Here is a 19,925-nt window from a genome sequence, read left to right as displayed (position 1 = left end):
GAGCCTACGGACGCTCGCGCCGGCGCGCGACGGACCGCGCCGCGCCCGCCAGCCGCAGCCCGTAGGCCGCGGCCAGGCCGCCGCGCCCGCGACGGGCGACGGGCGAGCGCCAGCGCATCGTCGTGGGGGCGGGGACGAGCAGGCGCACGGCGGCCCGCGCCTGGCGCCCGCCGCGGGCGCTACGCACGCGCAGGAGGGCGACCCGCAGCGGCGCCGCGCGGCCGGACATCGCCCGGCCCAGCGCCATGCGGGCCAGCACCGCCTCCCCGGCCGGCAGGAGCCGCAACCCCTCGACGAAGGACCGCTCGGCCCCCAGCGCCAGGGCGAGCGTCGCCGCCGCGTCCCACGTCGCGTCGTCGGTCTGGGCGAGCGCCCGGCGCAGGTCCTCGAACGGCTTGCCGCCCGGCCGGTCGGCGTGTTGCTGGGCGTGCAGCGCCACGAGCAGCGCGCGGGCCGGGACGTCGAGCACCGGCACCTGCGCCGGTCCGAGGTCGAGCGGCCGCACGCGCTCGGCCAGGAGGTCCCACACGCGCTCAGGCGCCTCCGTCGCGCCGTGGACCGAGACGTGGAGGTCGACGCTGCGGTCGTCCGCGCGCCGGCGCCAGGGCCGGGAGACCTCCGACCGGCGGCCCTCGGCGTCCTGCGCCGCCTCGAAGCCCAGGCCGCGCAGGACGCCCGCCGCGGCCTCGGCGTGCCAGCGCGGGACGAGCACGTCGGAGTCGACGTAGCCGCGCTCGCCCTCGGCGTAGAGCCAGGCCGCGACCGACGGGCCTTTGAGGACGACGCAGGGCAGCCCGGCCGCCTGCAGCCCGCTCACGACCTCCCGCGTCGCGGCGTCGACGGCCAGCGCCTGGGCGACGCGGGCGAGGCCCGCGGGTCGGGCCGGGTGGTGGGTGGGCGAGCGCTCCATGCAGGCAAGGACGATGGCGCCGGGACGACTGCGCCGTCAAGACGCACCGGAGCAGGGTGCGACGCGGCGGTGGCGCGCGGCGGCCGGGCGCACCGCTACTGTGCCGCGCCCATGGATGCGCGCGCTGAGGCCAGGCAGATCACCTGGTACCACACGCTGGAACTCGACGGCTTCACCACGTCGGGGACCTTCGACCTCCGTCCCTACGTCAAGGAGTACGGCATCCCCGAGGACCTCTCGGGCAAGCGCGTGCTCGAGATCGGCACGTGGGACGGGTTCTGGGCGTTCGAGCTCGAGCGCCGCGGGGCCGAGGTCATCGCCCTCGACCTCGACGACGAGCGCGAGCTCGACTGGCCGCCGCGCCGGCGCCCCACGACGTTCCCTGAGCACGCTCGCGGGCGCGGCTTCGCGATCGCCAAGGAGATCCTCGGCTCGAAGGCCGAGCGCGTCGTGCGCTCGATCTACCACGCCACGCCGGAGGAGCTCGGCCAGTTCGACCTGGTCTTCTGCGGCTCGGTGCTCATCCACCTGCGCGACCAGCTGCTGGCCTACGAGCGCATGGGCGGGCTGACGAAGAGCGGCGGGATGCTGATCTCCGCCGAGGAGCCCGCCGGCGGGCTCATGAACCTGCTGCCCTTCGCGGCCTCGCGCTACCACGCCGACCGCGAGGCGGCCGTCGTCTTCTGGCTGCCCAACCGGCGTGCGTGGAAGCGGATGATCTGGACCGCGGGCTACGACCGCGTCGACGAGCACGGCCGCTTCACGATGAAGTCCAACGAGGGCTACGACGTCCCGCACGTCGTCCTGCACGGCCACAAGAGCTGATGGCCGGCGCCGGGCAGCGTGCCGCCCGCGCGCACGCCTACGAGAACCCGCGCACGGAGGTCCAGGCGCTCGTGCCGGCGTCGGCACGGCGCATCCTGGACCTCGGGTGCTCGTCGGGCGCGCTCGGCGCGGCGCTCAAGGCCCGGCAGGGCGCGTACGTCCTCGGCGTCGAGATCGACCCCGACTACGGCGAGGACGCCCGCTCGCGCCTCGACGAGGTCATCGTGGCCAACGTCGAGGAGCTCGCCGCGTCGGAGGACCTCGAGGAGCGCCTCGGGCGCTTCGACTGCCTGCTGTGCGCCGACGTGCTCGAGCATCTCGTCGACCCGTGGGCAGCGCTCGAGCGCTTCGGCGCGCTGGTCGACCCCGGGGGCACGCTCGTCGTCTCGCTGCCGAACATCCGCTACTGGGAGACGTTCTGGCAGCTCGGCCGCCACGGGACGTTCCCGCGCCGGGCGGAGGGCATCTTCGACCGCACGCACCTGCGGTGGTTCACCGCGCGCGACGCGTGGTCGCTGGTCGAGGGCGCGGGCTTCGAGGTCGTCGGGATCGAGCGTCAGCTGCGCGCCCGGCCCGCCTACGACCCCAAGTGGGACCGGCGCATCCAGTGGCTGCACCACACGCCGATCCGCACGTTCTTCACCTTCCAGCACCTGCTGGTCGGCCGCCGACGCGGCTGACCAGCGCCAGCAGCGCCTCGTCCAGCGCCGCCTGCGTGAAGCGCGTCGCGGTCGCGCGACCCCGCGCGACGAGGGCGACCCGGAGCGTCGGGTCCTCCGCGAGGCGGCGCACCGCCGCCGCGATCGCCTCCGGGTCACCCGGCGCGACGACGAGCGCATTGCCCCCGTCCTCCAGGTACTCCGCGGCGCCGCCCGTCGCGGTGCTCACGACCGGCCGCCCGACCGCCATCGCCTCCAGCGGGACGAGGCCGAAGGGCTCCTGCCACGTGACCGGGAAGACGACGGCGTCCGCGGCGGCGTAGGCCGTGCCCACGTCGTCGACCGGCCCCGTGAAGCGCACCCGCGCCCCGAGGCCCAGTCGGGCGGCCAGCGCCTCGAGCTCGGCGCGGTGGGCGTGATCTCCCCCACCGACGACGGTGAGCGTCGCCCGCTCGGGCAGGCGCGCGAGCGCCTCGATCGCGTGCGCCAGGCCCTTGCGCTCCTCCACGCGCCCGATGCAGGCCAGCCGCCATCCGAACGCGTCGCGCGGGGCGCTCGGCGGCAGCCGCGCCGGGTCGATCCCGGGGTGGTCGACCTGCACCCGGTCCCCGAGGCCCGCCCAGCCCGGCTGCTGGAGCACCGCCCAGCGCGTGTAGGCGCTGTTGCACGACCACGCGTCGACGACGGCCGGGGCGAAGCTCGCGGGCATCCCGAGCAGCGGCCCGAGCAGGCGCCCCGCGCGCGAGCCCTGCCACCCGTCGACCTGCGGCGCGTACGCAGGCCATGGGTCGTGCACCACGCCGACGGCCGCCAGCCCCCGGCGCGCGGCCCGGCCGACGAGCGACAGCGACATGCCGCCCATCGCCCACCACATGACGGCGCCGGGTCCGCGGTCGAGGTGGCGGTCGAGGACCCGTGCGTTGTGGCGCTCGAGCGCGACGCGCTCGCGCACCGAGCGCCGCGGGAAGGCGTGGTCGGCCCAGTACCAGCGCAGGTCGCGGTGGACGTCGACGTCCTCGCCGTCCTCGACGCCCGGCTCGCGGTGGTCGGTGGTGAGGACCGTGACCTGGTGGCCGGCGGCCCTCGCGTGGCGCACGAACGAGCGCCAGACGACCTCGTACCCGCCCTGGTGGTGGGGCGGGAACATGCTTCCGACGGTCAGCAGCCGCACCGCTACGAGCGGCCGGCCGCCGTCTTGCGCTTCGGCTTGGCCTTCGCCTTCTTGGTCGTGGCCTTCGGGCAGACCAGCACCGTGCGCCGCACGAGCTTGCCGTCGCTCTTGCGCCGCACTCGCTTCTTGACGCGCTTGCACCGCGCCGCAGCCTTCTTCTTGGTGCTCTTGCTCGCCTTGGGCACCGCGGGACAGGGCCCGGTCGCCGGCGTGCCGGGGACGAAGAAGCTGCACGCGCGCAGCTTGGGCTGCCAGTCGCGGGTGAAGAAGCCGAAGTGGTACTCGGCCGAGTCCGGGCTCGCGTGGATGTCGATCGGCGCGTCGCGCAGCGAGTGGAACATCACCGCCGCCACGTCCGGCATGGTCGTCAGCCGGTCATAGAGGCGCCGCGTACGGTCGGCGAACTCCTCCTCGAGCTGGCGGGACGGCTTCGAGGCGTCGTCCGGGACCCAGGTCACGCCCGTCTCGGTCACCCATATGGGCGAGGAGTCCCCGGTGGCGGAGCGCGCCGAGCGCAGGCCCGCGAACAACAGCGCGAACGTGCTGCCGGCTCCGAGCCGGGCGTCCGGCGGATACGGGTGGAACGAGAAGGCGTCGTAGCAGCCCTTCGCCCGCTCCAGGAACGGCTGGATGTAGTAGGCCCGCGACATGCTCGACGAGAGCACCGTCCGGTCCTGAGGCACCGCCTGGAACAGCTGGCACTGGATCTCCGCGGCCCGCTCCGGCGGCACTGCGGTCGTGTACGACGCCGCGTTGGTCTGGTTGCGCTCCCAAGCGAAGTCGGGCTCGTTGGGCCCCTCTATGACGGCCTTGGGGTACCGCTTGGCGATGGCCGCCACGAACGCCCGCCACTGGCCGTAGAACGGCCGGTCGACGTTGTGCAGGCCGCCCGACCAGTTGGGCGGGCACTGCCGCGGGTGGGAGATCGCGTAGAGCCCCTTCGCACACTCGCGCAGGGTGCTCGCCCACCGCGGGACGTCGAGCAGGACGATCACCGGGGTGATCCCGGCGTCGACCACCGACTCGTAGACGCGGTCGTGGAACGCGACGCCACCGTGCGCCTTGCCGAGGGGCGTGCGCATCTCGGGCGAGACGGGATGTTCCGGGGTCGTGTCACCGGTGCCGTTCCACGACAGAGACCACCGGTAGTGGGTGGCACCCACGAGCTTGAGCGCGCGCACTCCACGGTCGGGGCCGTCGTCGCCGGTGGCCCAGACACCGAGGTTGAAGCCGAAGGGCTTCTTGCTGCGCTCTGCCTCGTCGCGGGGCGGCAGCAGCGAGCCGGGCGTAGTGGCCGGCTGCTCCCTGCCCCCAGGATCAGGTGCGGGGGCTTGAGCGCCCGCATTGCAGCGGGCGTCGAACACCCCCTCGCAGCGGTCGGACGATCGACCGCCGAGCATCCACGCTCCGACGAGGATGGCGACGACGAAGGCCATCACGCCGATGCGCCGGCGCCTCGACCTCCCCCGCCCGTTCACCGGTCCATCGTCCCAGGCGGGGCGCCACCCCGCAAACCGGACCCGTACCGGCGGGTTCGCGGAAGGCGGACTGCTAGCCTGCGCGGCCGCCTGGTCCAGGATGGCTTCGAGGGGGAACGGGACCACACGCTGTGAGCGACGCGCCGCGCTATTCCAACCTACGTGACTACCTCCGGGTGCTCCGCCAGCACCGGGTGCTCATCACGCTCTGCGTGTTCCTGTTCGCCGGCGCCGCCGCGCTGTACTCGGCGCGCCAGGACACGGAGTACGAGGCCGAGACGTCGGTCGCGCTGCGCGACCCGAGCGCCGACTCGGGGAACATCGGCTCGCTCGCGCCCATCCAGGACACGCCGGAGGGTCGCGCGGCCAAGGTGGCCCAGGAGGTCACGACGCTCAGCATGGCCGAGGAGGCGCGCCGGCGACTGCGCACCACCGCCTCGGCCACCCGCCTGCTCGACGCGGTCGAGACGAACGTCGAGGCGCGCACGAACTTCGTCGTCGTCACGGCCAAGGCGCGCAGCGCGCAGACCGCCACGAACGTCTCGCTGGCCTTCGCCGAGGCGACGAAGGACCTCGTCACGACCCGGCAGCGCGACGAGTACCGCCGCGCCGCCCGGACGCTGCGCGCCCAGAACCGCGACCTGCGCGGCGGCCCGGGGACCGGCTCGCGCTACGCCCGCGACAACAACATCGGCCAGATCAACCGCCTGGAGAGCCTCGCGAAGGTCGTGCAGCCGGCGTCGATCGCCGTCCGGCCGGTGGCGTCGGAGCTCGACCCCGTCGCGCCGCGCCCGCTGCGCAACACGATCGTGGGCGTGCTGCTGGGCCTGACCATCGGCCTGGTGCTCGCGTTCCTGCGCAGCTCGCTGGACCGGCGCTTCCGCCGCACCGACGAGGTGCGCGAGGAGCTCGGCCTGCCGCTGCTCGGGCAGGTCCGCGACGAGTCGCTCGGCCGCTCGGTCACCGGCGGCGAGCGCCCGGCGCTCGACGAGTCCGACCTCGAGGCCTTCCGGATCCTGCGCGCGAACCTCGACTTCCTGGACATCGACAACCCCGTCAAGACGCTCGCCGTCACCAGCGCGCTACCCGAGGAGGGCAAGTCGACGGTGACCATGGCCCTCGCCTACGCCTACGCCTCGGCGGGCAAGCGCGTGCTCGTCCTCGAGTGCGACCTGCGCCGCCCGACGTTCGCCCAGCGCCTGGGCCTCAACGCCAAGCCGGGCCTCACGGACTACCTCGGCGGCCACGCCGAGCCCGCCGACGTCCTGCAGACCGTCTCGGTCGAGGCGCCGTCGGTGAACGGCGGCGGACCTCCCCCGCCTACGCAGATCGTCTGCATCACCGCCGGCACCCAGCACCCGCAGCCGTTCTCCCTGCTGAGCTCCCAGCGGTTCGCGAGCTTCCTCAAGGAGGTCCGCGAGGCCTACGACACGGTGCTCATCGACACCAGCCCGCTGCTGGCCGTCGGCGACACGCTCGAGATCGTCCCGCAGGTCGACGGCCTCGTCCTGTGCGTGCGCACCTCCCGCACGACGCGCGACCAGGCCCGCGCCGCCAAGGCCGCCCTCAGCCACCTGCCGGACCGGCCGACCGGCGTGGTCGTCACCGGCGTCCGGGCCGGCGAAGAGGGCGACTACGGCTACTACGCCTACGCGTACGGCGCCGAAGCCAAGGCGTAGGCGTGCCCGCCCGCGCCCCGCGGGTCCTCCACGTCTCCCACAGCGCACAGCCTGGGGGCTCCAACGAGGTCCTGAAGGCCACGCTGCGAGGCCAGCCGGCCGACGCGGCGTCGCGCTGCGTCTTCCTGCAGGACGGGCCGGAGCGCGACCGGGTCCGGGAGCTCGGCGTCCCGGCCGACGTCGTCGAGGCGGGACGGGCGCAGGAGCTGTGGCGGGTCCCGGGGGTCGTCGCGAGGCTGGCCGGTGCCGTCCGCCGGCACCGCGCCGAGCTCGTGGTCGCGCACGTGAGCAAGGCACAGGTCTACGCGGGACCGGCCGCGCGGCTGTGCGGCGTGCCGAGCGTCTGGTGGCAGCACGAGCACCTCGGGCTCGCCCGGCCACTGCAGGCGGCGGCCGGCCGGGTGCCCGCGGCGGCCGTCCTCTGCCCGTCGGCCTGGGTCGCGCGCGAGCAGGAGCAGCGCTTCCCGCGGACACCGGCGCAGGTGGTGCACCCCGGCGTCGACCCGGCGCGCTTCCCGGCTGCGCGGACGCACGAGCCGACGGACGCCCCGGTCCTCGCGGTGCTCGGGCGCCTGCAGCGCTGGAAGCGCGTCGAGCTCGTCCTGCAGGCGCTGCCGACCGTGCTCGAGCGCGTCCCCGGCGCACGGCTCGCAGTCCTCGGCGGGGCGACGGCCGGCCTCGAGGAGGACTACCCCGACGAGCTGCGGGCCCTCGCCGCGCGGCTCGGCGTCGCCGACGCGGTCGACTTCGCCGGGTTCGTCGACGACGTCCCGGCCCGGCTGGCGCAGGTCGACGTCCTCGTCCACGCCGCCCAGCGTGAGCCCTTCGGACTCGCCGTGGTGGAGGGCATGCTCGCCGGCCTCGCGGTCGTCGGCGCCGACGAGGGCGGCCCCGCCGAGGTCCTACGCGACGGGGTCGACGGCGTCCTGGCCGACGTGACCCGCCCGCGGGAGCTCGGGGCGACGGTGGCGAGCCTGCTCGCCGACCACGAGCGCCGAGCCCGGTTGGGAGCGGCGGCCCGCGCCAGCGCGCTCGAGCGCTTCACCGACCGCCGGACCGCCCAGCGCAGCTGGGACCTGTTCAGCGGCGCCGCGCGGCGCGGCTGAGCCGGCGCCGTCCCCGGCGGTGGCGTACCGCCAGCTCGTAGGCCGCCACGTGGCGGTCGGCGAGGACCTCGAGGTCGAAGTGCTCGGCGTAGCGCCGGCGACCGGCCTCGCCGAGCTGCCGGCGCCGCGCCTCGTCGCCCGCCAGCGCCACCAGGTGCTCGGCCAGCAGCTCCGGGCGCTCGGGCTCCACGACGATCCCCGTCTCGCCGTCGGCGACGAGCTCGCGCACCGCTCCCACGTCCGTGCTGAGCACCGGCACGCCGGCGGCCATGGCCTCGAGGATGACCGTCGGCATCCCCTCCGACCGCGGCACGGACGACAGGCAGAAGACGTCGAACCCGGGGACGAGGTCGGGCACCCGCCGGCCCGGGTCCTCGATGCGCACGCGGTCGCCGAGGGCGCCGGCAGCCGCCTGCAGCTGCGCCTCGTAGGCCTCGTGGACGGGCGACGGCTGGCCGAGGATCCGTCCAACGATGCGCGGCTCGCGGGCGCTGGCGAGGCGCACGGCCTCGACCAGGTGCTGGTGGCCCTTGGTCGGGTTGCGGTTGCCGACCGTCCCGACGACGACGTCGTCCTCCCCCACGCCCAGCGCCCGGCGCGCCGCGGCCCGCCGCTGCGGATCGGGGGCGAAGCGTCGCCCGTCGACCGGGGGGAAGACGGGGATCCAGCGCTCGCCGAGCGTGTCGGTCCCCGGGTGCGACCGGCCCAGGGCCTCGCCCCAGGTGGTGATGACGTCCGCCACGCGCGTGACGAACGGCATGGTCAGGCGCCGCGCGGGCGGCGGCGTGACCGTGTCGTAGAGCTGCCAGACGACGGCGCGCCCTTCCAGGGCCGCGGCGATCGCGCCGTGCGGGTTCGTGTCGCCGTGGACCTGCACGACGTCGGCGTCGTGCTCGCGGATGATCCGCCGCAGCGCACGGACCTCGGGCGCCATGGTGAGGGCGAGCGCAGCGTGGGTGCGCGGGTCGGTCGTCCGGCGCAGGCGGTGCAGCGGCGTCTCGAGCACGGGCATGCCCTCGCTGCGCAGGCGCTCGGCGGCCGGCGCGCCCGTGGGCACCACGCCGCACAGCTCCCACCCGCGCCGGGCCATCGGGTCCTGCAGGCGCAGGAACTGCCCCTGCCCGCCGCCGTAGACGGGGCCGTGGACGACGAAGAGCTGGCGCACTAGGCGGTCTCGGGCTCGTCCGGCGCCACGCGCCAGGTCGCAGCCGCCAGGCCGAGGCCGACGATGATCCACCCCGTGAGGGCGTTCAGGTCCTCGATGTAGGTCCCGACGAAGTACAGGATCGCGATGGCCAGCAGGGACCCGGCCGCACCCATCATCGGCAGCGCGGCCGCCACCCTGCGCGATGCCGCGGCTCTTCGCGACAGCCCGAGGAGCATCAGCAGCATCGACAGGCCGAAGAAGACCATGATCGCCGTGCCCTGCTCGTAGCCGACCTTCAGGTAGCTGTTGTCGATGTCGAAGGAGGCGATGTTGTAGAAGCGCCCGAAGAACGACTGCGAACGTCCCGCGGTCCCCATGCCGTGCCCCAGCGGGTGGTCGTCGATGTCCGACAGGGCCTTGTCCCACTTGAACAGGCGCGCCTGGTAGCTCGCGTCGGACGTCGGGTTCAGGATCGCCTCGTAGCGGTTGCCCGTGTCGGACTTGTCGCCGAGCGTCAGGGCGAACCCCCCGACCGCGCCGCCGACGGCGAGCGCCGCGGCGACGAGCGTGATCGCGATGCGCCGCACGCCGAAGGCCGGCGAGGCGGCGAAGAGGACGAGCACGAGCGCGCACCCGGGCACGGCGGCCGCCGGCGCGGCGCGGACGTCCGGCGCGAGCATGCCGATCGTGCAGGCACCCACCGCGGCGATGGCGACCAGCCGCCAGGCGCCGCGCAGCCCGAGCGACGCGGCGAAGAGGAACGGCACGACGGTGGCCGTCCACGCCGCGAGCTGCTTGGCGGTCGGGAAGGAGCCGATGGTGCGCAGCTCGCCGTCCAGGAAGTTGTTGAAGGAGAGGTAGGCGAACTCCTGCTCGGCGCCCGAGGGACCGATGACCCAGCGCAGGCTCGCGTAGCTGCCGACGGCGAGCGCGACCACCAGGATGCCGCGGAGGATGAGGCCGCGCTGGCGCTCGGTGAGCGGCGAGAAGGCGATGAGCAGGGCCGCCGCCATGTACCAGGTGGAGGCGCGGAAGCTCTCGAGGCCGACGCGCGGGATGTCGGCCATCAGCACGCCGAAGCCCGTGATCACGATGTAGATGGCGAAGGCGACGATCCCGGGCCACAGCCACGCGGCGTGGTGGCGGGCGCCGGCGAGCCAGGCGACGATCGTGCCGCCCCAGAGGCAGGCGAGCAGCAGGTCGACGAACGCGGCACTGGGCAGCCCGATGTAGGCCTGGAAGGTCCCGAACACCCCGGTGAACACGAAGGTCAGCAGGATCGACGGGACCGGGAAGCGGACGATCGCGACGCCGGCGACCAGCACGATCGGCGCCAGCGCCAGGTACAGCGCGAAGCTGTCGGCGAGGACGGCGAACGCCACCGCGCCGGCGACGAGACCGGAGAGGCCGAGCGCCTGGGACTCGACCGGCGTCATCGGCCGCTCGCGCGTCGAGGCCACCGCCCAGGCCGCCAGCGGCAGCACAACCGCGTAGAGCAGCGCCCCTGGTCCACGGCCCGCGAGGGCCGCGACCATGACCACCACGAACAGGGCGCAGGCGGCGACGGCGACGCTCTCGCCGGGCGACAGCGCTCGTGCGCGGTGGACGGCGGAGGCGAACATCGAGCACGGGCAGGCTACCGACCACCAGCGCCGTCCTGCCGCACTAGAGTGCGCCGCCGCGTGCCGCCCGTCGCCTCCGTCGTGTTCGCCACCCACAACCGCGCCGAGCGGCTGCGGGCGCTGCTGCGCTCCCTCGAGGAGCAGACCGTCCCGACCGACCAGTTCGAGGTCGTCGTCGTCGACGACGGCTCGAGCGACCACACGGCCGAGGTCCTCGCCGATGCCGAGGCCCGCGGCGTCCTCCAGCTCACCGCGATCCGCTTGCAGCCGGGCCGTGGCCCGGCCGTCGCGCGCAACGCCGGCTGGCGGGCCGCGAGCACCCCGTTCGTCGCGTTCACCGACGACGACTGCGTCGCCACGCCCGTGTGGCTCGAGGCCGGCCTGCGCGCGTGGGACGGCGACGCCGAGCGCGTCGTGCAGGGGCGCACGGACCCGATCCCGTCAGAGCTCGACCGCGAGGGGCCCTTCACGCGCACGCTCCGGGTGCGCTCCCTCGGGCCGTTCTTCCAGACGTGCAACGTCATGTACCCGCGCGCGCTGCTCGAGCGGGTCGGCGGCTTCGACGAGGAGACGTTCTCCGTGCCGGGTGGCGAGGACTGCGACCTCGCCCGCCGCTGCTTCGACACCGGCGCCCACGCCGTGTTCGCCGACGACGCGCGCGTGCAGCACGCGGTGCACGAGCTGGGGCCGGTGGCCAAGCTCAAGGTCGCCTGGCGCTGGTCGGAGACGATGCGCCTCTACGCGCGCCATCCGGCGATGCGCGAGACGCTCACCTACAAGGTCTTCTGGAAGAAGTCGCACTACCTGCTCGTGCGCGCCCTGATCGGCCTGGTGCTGCCCAAGCGCATGCGTCTGCTGCGGGCCTGGTGCCTGGCGCCCATCGCACCGGCGTACCTCGAGCGCGCGCAGGTCGAGGGCCAGGGCAAGGTCTGGAGCGCGCCGTACTTCCTGGTGCACGACGCCGTCGAGCTCGCCGCGGCGGTCCGCGGCGGCGTGCGCTACCGCACCTGGGTCGTCTGAAGCGGCGGTGCCGCGGGCAGCGGCGGCGGGTCGGTGGGCGCGGCGATGAGCTGCTCCAGGCGGCGGGCGGCGTCGAGCAGGTCGCGCGTGGCCACCACGAACCGGCGTCCCTCGGCGCCCGCGGCCGCCCGCTCCTCGGGTCCGAGCGCCAGCACCTCGGCCAGCGCGTCGGCCAGGGGCGCCGGCTCGCCCGGCGCCACGAGCCGGCCCCACGGCGGGCGGATGACCTCGGGGATGCCGACCATGTCGCTGGCCACCACGGGCAGCTCCATCGCCAGCGCCTCGGCGAGCACGAGCGGCAGCACGTCGCGGTCGCCGTCGTCGAGGTAGACCGACGGGAAGGCCAGCACGTCGGCCTCCTCGAGCGCGTCGCGCACGCCGGAGGCGGTGCGGGCGCCGAGGAAGGTGACGGCGTCCTGCACGCCCAGCGTGCGGGCCTGCGCCTCGAGCGGCTCGCGCAGCGGCCCGTCGCCGAGCAGCACCACGCACGCGTCGGGGTGGCGCTCGAGCAGCGCCGGCAGCGCGTCGAGCAGGTGGCGGGTGCCCTTCTTCTCGACCAGCCGGCCGACGGCGAGGACGGTCTTGCCGCCCGGCAGCGGCGTCGTGCGGCGAAAGCGCTCGTGGTCGACCCCCATCGCCACGACGTGCACGTGGCGCGCTGCCTCAGGACCCGCGGCTGTCCGCAGGTCGCGCACCGAGTACTCGCACTCCCCCGTGGCCAGCGTCGCCCGCTGGAGCTTCTCGCCGAGGTTCGCCGGCGAGCGATAGATCTCGTAGGCGTGGGCGGTCACCGAGTACGGCAGGCCGATCAGCTGGTTGATGCGCAGGGCGTCCAGAGCGACCCCGGCCGCGAAGTGCGCGTGCACGTGCTCCGTCTCGCGCCGGTGGATGCGGCGGATCGCCGGGGCCAGCACGCGCAGCGGCCGCACGGGCTCCTCGCGCGCCCACCGGCGGCGCTCACGCAGGTCCGCCAGACAGCGCAGCGGCCGGCGCGCGACGAGCCAGGCGAGGTCGCGCACCTGCGCGAGGCGGCCGTCGTCCTCCCACGCGTGGATCGGGAGGTCGTCGGGGCACTCCGCGCGGGCCTGCGCCCACACCGCCGTCTCGACGACCGCGTTGTGCCCGATCCGCCGCAGCGACAGGATCTCGTTGAGCACGAAGGTCTCGGAGAGCGCCGGGAAGTGGTCGACGAGGACGGTCAGCCGCACGGCGCGGCCATCATCGCACGACGGCCTCGTAGACCTGCAGGGTGCGGCGGGCGGCGACGGCGACGTCGAAGCGCTCGGCGACCCAGCGCGGACCGGCGACGCGGGCGCGGGCCCGCAGGCCGTCGTCGGCGAGCACCGCGCGCACGGCGTGGGCCAGCGCGGCCGGGTCGCCGCGCGGGACGACGAGCCCCGTCGTGCCCTCCTGCACGGCCTCGCGCGTCCCGCCGGCGTCCGCGGTGACGCAGGCCAAGCCGGCGGCCTGCGCCTCGAGCAGGACGCTCCCGAGCTCCTCGTGGCGCGAGGGCAGGACCAGCACGTCGGCCGCACCGAGCAGCTGATGCACCTGCTCGGAGGCGAGCGCGCCCGTGAGCAGCAGTCGGCCGGGGCGCTCCTGCGCCGCCGAGCGCAGCTCCCCGGCCATCGGCCCGTCGCCGACCGCGGCGACCACCGCGCCCGTCCCGGCGATCGCGTCGCTGAGGGCGGGGAGGTCGCCACAGCCCTTCTCGGGCGACAGCCGGCCGACGTAGACCACCAGCGGGACCTCGGCCGGCAGCCCGAGCCGCTCGTGGACCGCCCCGGAGCGCCCCGCCTGTGCGCGCTCGGTGATGGCGCGGGCGTCGACGGCGTCGGGATGGACCTCCACGTCGCCCTGGGCGGCGAGCTTCGCCCGTGTGCGCTCGGTGAGGACGAGCGTGCGCGCCGCTGCGCCGAGCGCGCGCCGCTCGGCCCACCGCGTCACGACCTGCACCGCCTCGTCCTTTCGGCTGACGGGCACGTACGTCGCCTGGGCCGAGCAGTGCAGCGTGAGGACGACCGGCCGGCGGGCGACCGCCGGGACGAGCGCCGCGAGCGCCAGCGGCTCGGCGATGCCGTCGGCGTGCACGTGGACGACGTCGGCGCGGCGTCCCGCGGCCGCGACGGCCCGCAGAGCGGCAGCCCCCCACGCCGCCGTGCGCCGGTGGACCCCCGGGACCCCGCCCGGCCCCACCGCCTGGACCGTGGCGCCGGCGAGCCGGCCGCTGAGCGGCGCGCCCGCGACCGGCCCCGTGACGATCGCCTGCTGGACGCCGAGGCGGTCCAGCGCCTCCGTCAGCCGCGCGACCTGCGCCGCCTGACCGCCCACCTGCGCCCGCGCGGCACCCTCGGGCGGCGGCTGCACCGCGCGCCAGTCGACGTGGAGGCTGAGGCGGAGCACGCGCACGAGGGCGCGCACCTTAGACGCGGCATGATCTGCGCGTGGCCACTGCCCGCGAGCTGCTCAAGAACCCGCTGACGATCGCCGCCCTGCGCGCGACCATCGTCCGCGACCCGGTGCGCTTCACGGCCTTCGAGGTGGCGGCCCCCACGGGGCGCGTCGCCCGGCACGTCCTGCGCCGCTCGGGGCTGAGCTTCTACGTGCGCCACCGCACGCGCGACATGGAGATCGTCCACGAGGTCCTCCTGCGCGACGGCTACGAGGTGCCCGCCGAGGTGACCGCGCTGCTGCCGGCCGCCCCGAAGGTCCTCGACCTGGGCGGCAACATCGGCCTCTTCGCCGTGCGCACCCTCGAGCGCTGGCCCCAGGCCCGCGTGACGTCGTGGGAGCCCGACCCGTCGAACCTCGCCCTGCTCGAGGCGTGCCGCGTGGCCAACGCCGCGCAGGAGCGCTGGGACGTCGTCGCCGCCGCGGCGATGACGGCCGAGGGCAGCGTGCGCTTCGCCGCGGGCGCGGAGTCCTACTCGCGCGTGCGGGAGGACGGCGGGATCGAGGTCCCGGGCCACGACGTCCTGCCGGCGCTGGCCGCCGCCGACCTCGCCAAGGTCGACATCGAGGGCGCGGAGTGGCCGATCCTGCGCGACCCGCGCCTCAAGAGCACGGGACCGCCCGCGATGGTCCTCGAGTACCACCCGCTGCCGGAAGCCGACGCCCACGCCGAGGCGCCCCGGTTGCTGCGCGAGGCGGGCTACACGACCCGGACGGTCTTCCAGGCGCCCGACATCGCGGTCGGACACCTCTGGGCCTGGCGCGCCTAGCCCCCGGGCCGGCTGGGCGGCAGGCGCGGCACGGGCTTGGCCAGGCGCACGGTGAGCAACGCCGCCGTGTAGGGCCGCATCGTCCACCGGAAGGCGCCGTCCTTGCGACGCAAGCGGCGGCTCTCGTACGGCCCCCGCAGCCTGCCGTCGCGCGACAGGACCGGCAACTGCTGGCCCGCCCACTTCACACCCGCGTAGTCGCTCAGGGGCGACGGCGCATCGAGGAACTTGAGGGTCCCGGCCGACCGGCCGCCCGGGACCTTGATGATCGCTTCGCCGTCGCGCGTCCCGGCCTTGTACAAGACGAAGGTGCGGACGGTGCGGCGGTCGGGGTCCAGCGTCGACCAGGTGCGCACGAGGCTGTCCTTCGCCTTCTGCTGGCCGAAGATCGCCTCGGGGAGGAGCCGGGAGCCGGCCGGTGCTGCCTCGCTGAAGGCGAGATGTGCGTAGAGCATCGGCGCCGGTGTGACGCCCCACCCGTTGAAGTGACCGGCGGTGAACGGCCGGTAGAACGCCGGCGACGCGTGGAAGTTGATGCCCTCGATGCCGGTCAGGGCCATCGTGTAGGCATAGTCGAGCGACCAGAGGGTCGAGGCGAACACGTCGCTGACCTGGTGCAGGCCACCGCACGACACGGAGTTCGCCTCGGTGATCCGGACCGGGATGCCGTAGAGCCGCCCGAGCCGCGTGAAGCGACGGGCGCGGTTGGCGGCGCCAGTGATGACGCCGTCCTCCACCAGGATGCCGGCGTGCGGCAACTGCTTGACGACGTCCTTGCACGCGGTGAGTGGATAGTCGTGTGTCGTCAGCAGGCCGAGCCGCGAGGCGCGCGCCTTGACGAACGCGGGCAGCCGCTTCATGTACGGCGTCGCTTGGGTGCTCGGCCCGCCGATCGGCACCCGCGTGCCGGTGGCCGCCACCGCGGCGTGAGCGCGGTCGAACTCGAGGCCGTGCTCGCGCGGCCCGTAGCTCCGGGGCCGCGAGTAGACGATGCTGCCGTCCGGCGCCTTGAAGTGGATGCGGTCGGGGTAGAAGTCGGGCTCGTTGCCGAGCTCGTAGCCCGCGACGCGGCCCGGACCGAGCAGCGCGTCCACCGCCCGCACCTCGTCGGCCGCCAGCTGCGGGTTGCCGTTGGCCAGGTTGAGCCCGAACACCAGCTTGGAGCCGCTCGCGTCGAGGAACTGGCGCACGGACGTCAGGAAGGGCTCGTCGATGTTGAAGCGCAGGTCGGGCGTCGACGGCGCGTGCGTCGGGTTCCACCATGCGAGGTCCTGGGACCCGCCACCGAAGCGCAGCACCGGCGGGCCGCCGCCACGCGCGGCGATGTCCCGGAAGAGCCCGACGAGCGCGGTGTTGACGCCGAGCTGTGGCGAGCCGAGGTTCTGCAGGACGTTCTCGTACTCGAACGAATAGCCCCAGAAGGAGTTGGGGATGCGCGGACCCAGCGTCTTCGCGCTGGCGGACGCGCGCACGATCGGCTTGGCCGACGCCGCAGCGGGCGCGCCGATGATCGCTGCCACGGCGACGGCGGCGCCCAGCCGCTTTGCGACCCTCCTCCGGACCATCCGGCCGGAAGCTAGAGCACTAGGCGGCTAGTGTGCGCCGGTCAGCAGCCGCAGCGCTCTCGCCGTAGGCTCGTCCTGCGACGTGGCGGCCACGATGCGGCGCACGCCGGCGAGGCGCAGCCTGTGAGCGCGTGGTGCGAGGGCGAGCAGTGCGCCGAAGCCGTCCACGGCGCGCCGGGCTCGCAGCAGCGTCCAAGGTCGCGCCGCAAGTCGCGCGAGGCCCTCGACGCGGCGCAGGTGGCCGTCGTCCTCCGCGTAGCGGATGGCTAGGCGGCGCGCGGCGGCGCGGTCCACCCGCACAGGCCTGGCCTGGGCATCGACGAGCGTCGGCGCGCTCTGCTCGTCGATGACTGCCAGCGGCGCGGGATCGTCCTGCGCCGGGAAGGCGCCGGCGACGACGGCGATGTCCGCTCGCGGCACCGTCTGCGAGCCCGGCGGCGTGTTGCTCAGCAGGAAGGCAGGCCAGCGCGCGGTGACGTACACGCCGTCGAGCGCCTTGAACAGCGCGCGCTGGGGCTGGAGCGTGAGCGTCCACACGACGATGCCCGCGGCGCAGCGGGCGAGGTCTCGCGCGATCGTCGGACGCTCGAAGGAGCCGGGGTAGCGCGACATCACCCAGCGCCGGCCCGCGGCGTAGCGGGCGGCCTGACGGGCCAGCGCCTTGACCGACTCGCGGTGGGCGTGGGCGACGGCGGCCTGCGGGCGGTACTCGAGCGTCCAGCCCGCGTCCTGCAGCCGCCAGGAGAACTCGGTGTCCCCGCCGGAGCGCACGCCTTCCTGGAAGCCGCCGACACTGGCCCAGGCGGCCTTGCGCACGAGCATGTTCGCCGTCACGCCCCAGGGCCGGAACGGCCACTCCATGTGCATCTTCTGGCCAAGGTGGCCGCGCGATCGCGCGTAGCGGGCGACGAGCGCGGTCTGGCCCTCGACGGCCTCGACCTCCCCCACCACCGCGCCGCAGCGCTCGTCGGGCTCCTCGTCGAAGTAGCGGTCGGCGAGGTCAGGCCGCGGCACGCAGTCGGCGTCGAGCAGCAGCAGCCACTCGTGGCGCGCGACGGCGGCGCCTTCGTTGCGCGCGTAGTAGGACGACGGCTCGCGCGGAGCGTCGACGACGCGCACGCCGTCGCGCTGCGGGACGACGCCCTTGCCCGTGTTGTCCACGACGAGGACCTCGTCCTCCTCGCGCAGGTCCAGACGGCGCAGCGCGGCCAGTGCCTCCTCGGCATCGGCCGTCGTGCCGTGGAAGGGCAGCACCACGCTCACGGGCGGTCGGGGCATCGGCGGCGGGACCTTAGTGGCGGCTGGCATGATGGCGCGCCGATGGCGCAGCGCACCCCCGAGATCTCCGTGGTCGTCCCGTCCCACGACCGGCCGCTGCGCCTGCGCTGGCTGCTCAACGCGCTGGCCGAGCAGACGCTCGAGCGCGGCCGCTGGGAGGTCGTCGTCGGCCACGACTCCGCCGGTCCGGAGACCGAGGAGCTGCTGCACTCCCACCCGCTGGCGGCCGACGGCACGCTGCGCCACGTCGCGTCCGCGCCCGGGACCGCGCCCCCAGGGCGCAATCGCAACGCGGCCTGGCGCATCGCTCGGGCGCCGGTCATCGCCTTCACCGACGACGACTGCCGCCCGCCGGAGGACTGGGTGGCCAACGCGCTGGCGGCGGCGCAGGCCAACCCCGGCGCGATCGTCCAGGGCGCGACGCAGAAGGACCCGCGGGAGGCCAACCTCCTGCTGGCCCCGCACTGGACGTCGCAGCTCATCCACCCGCCGACGCCGTGGGCGGAGTGCTGCAACATCCTCTACCCCCGCGACGTGCTCGAGGCCGCCGGCGGCTTCGAGGAGGACACGTACACCGGCGAGGACACCGACCTCGCGCTGCGCTGCCGGGCGGCGGGCACGCCGTACGTCGGCGCGCCGGAGGTCCTCACGTACCACGCGGTGCTCGAGTCGAGCTGGTGGGGCGCGATGAAGCGGCGCTGGCGCTGGAAGGACCTCCCGGTCCTGTTCAAGCGCCACCCGCACCTGCGCAAGGACCTCACCTTCTACGTCTTCTGGAAGCGCACCCACCTGTGGTTCCCAGTGGCGGTGCTGGGCGCGGTGCGCTCGTTCCGCAACCCGCTGTGGGGGCTGCTCGCGCTGCCGTGGGTCATCCACACGATGCCCCAGGGCCGCTCGAACCCGCGCGGGCGCATCCGCAACGTCCTCGAGCTGCCCGACAAGGCCGTTGGCGAGGCCGTCGAGATCGCCGCCGTGGTGTCGGGCGCGGTGAAGCACCGCAGCCCGATGGTCTAGCGAGCGGCCGCGCTCGCGGCCGCGGCCTTGGGCTCCTCGGCCGGCGGCTGGGGTGGCTCGGCCGCCTCGCGCACGGCCTGCCACGGCATCCGCGGCAGCCGGCGCTCGATGAACGGCTCCTCCAGCAGCCACCACGACAGCGCCGCGAGGCTGAGGCCGCTCACCGCCGTGATGCCGGCGACGTAGAAGAGCGCCTCGGTCGCGCCGAGGCTGTCGGGCAGGTTGAGCGCGAGCTCGCGCACGATCGCCACGTGCACGAGGTAGAAGCCGTAGGACCACTTGCCCAGCGCGTGGTTGACCGGGTTGTCGATGACCGCCGGCAGCGCGCCCCACGCCCACTGGGAGACCATCAGCGCCGGCAGGACCGACGCGGCGATGAGGAACGACTGCAGCTCGCCCCAGAAGGTGCCGCTGTGGTCGAAGGTCACGTAGTAGGACACCCAGGAGCCGACGGCGATGGCGCTGAGCGCGAGGGCGACCTGCTTGCCCAGCCGGGTGCCCACGAGCTTCGCGCGCAGGTCCTTCTCGAGCGCGGCCATGGCGAGGCCGGGCGTGAAGCACCACAGGACGGCGAAGAGGCTGCGGCCCACCTCGCCGCCGGGCTCGCTGTTGATGCGCACGGCCAGCGACGCGACCGTGATGACGGCGAGCACCACGAGCAGGAAGCGCAGGCGACCCTCGCGCGTCCCGCGCACCAGCCCCAGGCGCGAGATCGCGAACGCGATGAGCGGCAGGCCGAAGTAGAACAGCATCTCGGCGCCGACCGTCCAGCCCTGGACGAAGACCGCCTCGAAGCCCGATCGGTCGTAGGTCTGCGCGAAGAACCAGACGAACGCGAGCTCCTGCTTGGAGGCCCCGAAGCCGCCGTAGATCAGGTACAGGACCGCGACGGAGACCCAGAACGCCGGCAGGATGCGCCGCAGGCGCCGGCCGGCGTACTTGCCGAACTTCGGGAACGGCTTGCCCTCGACCCAGGCCCGGACGAACGAGCCGCCGACGAGGTAGCCCGACAGCGCGAAGAAGCACCAGACCACCGGGTCCAGGCGGAAGATCACGTGCCCGATGACCGGGCCGAACGCGTCGACCGGGTTCATCGCCGCCTCCTGGGAGACGTTCGCCGCCGTGGCCGCGGCGGCGTGGAACAGCATCACGCACATCATGCCGATGCCGCGCAGCGCGTCGCCCCCGATGACGAGGCCCGGCCGGTCGACCTGCTTCCCCATCCCCACG

General features: G+C 74.6%; 17 protein-coding genes. 7 read left to right on the top strand and 10 right to left on the bottom strand.

Annotation, left to right across the window (positions count from 1 at the left end; translation table 11 throughout):
- Positions 1–4: 4 nt before the first annotated feature.
- Complete coding sequence (locus JUB12_RS02880; protein ID WP_205698111.1) at positions 5–910, bottom strand: nucleotidyltransferase family protein; 906 nt, start codon at positions 908–910, stop codon at positions 5–7.
- Between the two features lie 111 nt (positions 911–1,021).
- Between JUB12_RS02880 and JUB12_RS02875 the strand changes: the two genes are divergently transcribed.
- Complete coding sequence (locus JUB12_RS02875) at positions 1,022–1,735, top strand: bifunctional 2-polyprenyl-6-hydroxyphenol methylase/3-demethylubiquinol 3-O-methyltransferase UbiG (RefSeq protein WP_205698110.1); 714 nt, start codon at positions 1,022–1,024, stop codon at positions 1,733–1,735.
- Positions 1,735–2,415, top strand: coding sequence for a bifunctional 2-polyprenyl-6-hydroxyphenol methylase/3-demethylubiquinol 3-O-methyltransferase UbiG (locus JUB12_RS02870; RefSeq protein WP_205698109.1), 681 nt, complete (start codon positions 1,735–1,737; stop codon positions 2,413–2,415). Before JUB12_RS02875 ends, JUB12_RS02870 begins: the two co-directional genes overlap by 1 nt.
- Here the strand turns inward: JUB12_RS02870 and JUB12_RS02865 are convergent.
- Together JUB12_RS02865 and JUB12_RS02860 are read right to left on the bottom strand one after the other, a co-directional pair.
- Positions 2,375–3,541 carry a glycosyltransferase family 4 protein gene (locus JUB12_RS02865; RefSeq protein WP_205698108.1) on the bottom strand — a complete coding sequence of 389 codons (1,167 nt, stop codon included), beginning with the start codon at positions 3,539–3,541 and terminating at the stop codon, positions 2,375–2,377. The two genes, JUB12_RS02870 and JUB12_RS02865, sit on opposite strands and share 41 nt — an antisense overlap.
- Before the next feature lie 26 nt (positions 3,542–3,567).
- A complete protein-coding gene (locus JUB12_RS02860; RefSeq protein ID WP_205698107.1) occupies positions 3,568–5,001 on the bottom strand; it encodes a glycosyl hydrolase in 1,434 nt (477 codons plus the stop codon).
- Positions 5,002–5,174: 173 nt separating this feature from the next.
- Between JUB12_RS02860 and JUB12_RS02855 the strand changes: the two genes are divergently transcribed.
- Entirely contained in the window at positions 5,175–6,722 is a 1,548-nt protein-coding gene (locus JUB12_RS02855; protein ID WP_256436570.1) for a polysaccharide biosynthesis tyrosine autokinase, read from the top strand.
- 2 nt (positions 6,723–6,724) lie between these two features.
- Complete coding sequence (locus JUB12_RS02850) at positions 6,725–7,828, top strand: glycosyltransferase family 4 protein (protein ID WP_205698105.1); 1,104 nt, start codon at positions 6,725–6,727, stop codon at positions 7,826–7,828.
- On the opposite strand, the gene JUB12_RS02845 is transcribed toward JUB12_RS02850, so the two are convergent.
- Together JUB12_RS02845 and JUB12_RS02840 are read right to left on the bottom strand one after the other, a co-directional pair.
- Positions 7,803–8,993, bottom strand: coding sequence for a glycosyltransferase family 4 protein (locus JUB12_RS02845; protein ID WP_205698104.1), 1,191 nt, complete (start codon positions 8,991–8,993; stop codon positions 7,803–7,805). The genes JUB12_RS02850 and JUB12_RS02845 overlap by 26 nt on opposite strands.
- The gene (locus JUB12_RS02840; protein WP_205698103.1) at positions 8,993–10,597 is read right to left on the bottom strand and encodes an O-antigen ligase family protein; all 1,605 of its coding nucleotides are present in this window, start codon (positions 10,595–10,597) and stop codon (positions 8,993–8,995) included. Before JUB12_RS02840 ends, JUB12_RS02845 begins: the two co-directional genes overlap by 1 nt.
- Positions 10,598–10,657: 60 nt before the next feature.
- Here JUB12_RS02840 and JUB12_RS02835 point away from each other — a divergent pair, with 60 nt between their 5' ends.
- Complete coding sequence (locus tag JUB12_RS02835) at positions 10,658–11,617, top strand: glycosyltransferase family 2 protein (protein ID WP_205698102.1); 960 nt, start codon at positions 10,658–10,660, stop codon at positions 11,615–11,617.
- Here JUB12_RS02835 and JUB12_RS02830 read toward each other — a convergent pair.
- Together JUB12_RS02830 and JUB12_RS02825 are read right to left on the bottom strand one after the other, a co-directional pair.
- On the bottom strand, positions 11,596–12,825 hold the full coding sequence (locus JUB12_RS02830; protein WP_205698101.1) for a glycosyltransferase: 1,230 nt from the start codon (positions 12,823–12,825) through the stop codon (positions 11,596–11,598). The genes JUB12_RS02835 and JUB12_RS02830 overlap by 22 nt on opposite strands.
- Before the next feature lie 10 nt (positions 12,826–12,835).
- Entirely contained in the window at positions 12,836–14,026 is a 1,191-nt protein-coding gene (locus JUB12_RS02825) for a glycosyltransferase family 4 protein (protein WP_205698100.1), read from the bottom strand.
- A 35-nt stretch (positions 14,027–14,061) separates the two neighbouring features.
- On the opposite strand from JUB12_RS02825, the gene JUB12_RS02820 reads away from it, so the two are divergent.
- On the top strand, positions 14,062–14,838 hold the full coding sequence (locus JUB12_RS02820) for an FkbM family methyltransferase (RefSeq protein WP_205698099.1): 777 nt from the start codon (positions 14,062–14,064) through the stop codon (positions 14,836–14,838).
- Here the strand turns inward: JUB12_RS02820 and JUB12_RS02815 are convergent.
- Both JUB12_RS02815 and JUB12_RS02810 read right to left on the bottom strand, forming a co-directional pair.
- Positions 14,835–16,403, bottom strand: a complete 1,569-nt coding sequence (locus tag JUB12_RS02815; protein ID WP_205698098.1) for a hypothetical protein — start codon at positions 16,401–16,403, stop codon at positions 14,835–14,837. The genes JUB12_RS02820 and JUB12_RS02815 overlap by 4 nt on opposite strands.
- A 27-nt stretch (positions 16,404–16,430) precedes the next feature.
- Positions 16,431–17,681: a glycosyltransferase family 2 protein gene (locus tag JUB12_RS02810; protein ID WP_205698097.1), complete on the bottom strand. Its 1,251-nt coding sequence runs from the start codon at positions 17,679–17,681 to the stop codon at positions 16,431–16,433.
- 42 nt (positions 17,682–17,723) lie between these two features.
- Here JUB12_RS02810 and JUB12_RS02805 point away from each other — a divergent pair, with 42 nt between their 5' ends.
- Entirely contained in the window at positions 17,724–18,695 is a 972-nt protein-coding gene (locus JUB12_RS02805; RefSeq protein WP_205698096.1) for a glycosyltransferase family 2 protein, read from the top strand.
- On the opposite strand, the gene JUB12_RS02800 is transcribed toward JUB12_RS02805, so the two are convergent.
- The gene (locus JUB12_RS02800) at positions 18,692–19,918 is read right to left on the bottom strand and encodes an acyltransferase (protein ID WP_241004509.1); all 1,227 of its coding nucleotides are present in this window, start codon (positions 19,916–19,918) and stop codon (positions 18,692–18,694) included. The genes JUB12_RS02805 and JUB12_RS02800 overlap by 4 nt on opposite strands.
- Positions 19,919–19,925 lie beyond the last annotated feature (7 nt).

The sequence above is a fragment of the Conexibacter sp. SYSU D00693 genome, from assembly GCF_017084525.1.
In the GTDB taxonomy this organism is placed as follows: domain Bacteria; phylum Actinomycetota; class Thermoleophilia; order Solirubrobacterales; family Solirubrobacteraceae; genus Baekduia.
This window is presented reverse-complemented; position numbering and strand designations above follow the sequence as displayed.